Genomic DNA, 881 nt, shown 5'->3' with positions numbered 1-881 from the left:
CGTACCCTGCATGGCGGGGCCGGAAGACGACGTGCTGGCGCGCTTCAGCCAGGCGGCCAAGCTGGCTGACGCCGGTCTTGTGGTGCGCGTCTGTGCGGATAATCCCCTTATCTGGGGCGGAGCCGTGGACAGGCTGGTGGATTTTTACCGCGAGGGGCAGTGGGATTACGCCTATAACCATATTCCGCGCAACAATCTCTGGCCGGACGGGCTTGGTGCAGAGGTGCTTTCGCGCGAGCTGCTTGAGAGCCTGGATCAGAAGGCCGTGGAGCCTTCGCAGCGTGAGCATTGCCTCAACTACATATGGGACAATGCCGCAACATTCCGCATTGGCACATTCGACCCTGAAGAGGAATGGCTGCGCCGTCCGGATCTGCGTCTGGACATGGACAGGCCCGACGATTTCCGCCGTCTGGCTCTGCGGCCCATCAATCCTGACATGGACGCGAGAGCCATCGTGGATATTTTCGGCTAGAGCCGCGGCCCGTTGCAAGGGTGCGGGCGCAATGTGCCCGTGCGGTCAGGCTCCGGAGGGCGCGTGCCGTAAGCTTTGAGAATGTACATTACATCCTCAAAGTTGATCTGTGCCGGAGGATTTTGCCCCACAGTCCGCAGCAAGGCGGTTTTTTCCTGAAAGCAGGGTGCGCATATGGCGTTCTGCTTTCAGGAAAAAACCGTCTTTTCTGTTCCGGGCAAAAGTATGTGCCTGAAAACAGCCTCCCGAGCGGGGGCCTGCGCTGGCGTTGTGCCCGGAAGACGCTGCTGTGCTTTGTTTCGGCAGGAGTATTTTGTGTCAGATTGAAGCAGGAATGAAGGTTTTGGGGGGGCGGGGGGGTGGGGGAGGGGTCCCTTTTGCAAAGGGGACCCCTCCCCCACAAAGC

The 881-nt window shown here is 59.9% G+C and carries 1 protein-coding gene; it reads left to right on the top strand.

The features are described 5' to 3' along the window. Positions 1-475: glycosyl transferase family 2 (locus V6C16_RS14365; protein WP_333543576.1), on the top strand; the 475-nt coding region annotated here is incomplete at its 5' end. Between the last annotated feature and the right edge of the window lie 406 nt (positions 476-881).

Origin of the sequence: Desulfovibrio sp. 1188_IL3213 (assembly GCF_036763145.1) — a bacterium.
In the GTDB taxonomy this organism is placed as follows: domain Bacteria; phylum Desulfobacterota; class Desulfovibrionia; order Desulfovibrionales; family Desulfovibrionaceae; genus Desulfovibrio.
Note: the sequence above shows the minus strand (reverse complement) of the source record. Positions and strands in the feature narration are given on the sequence as shown.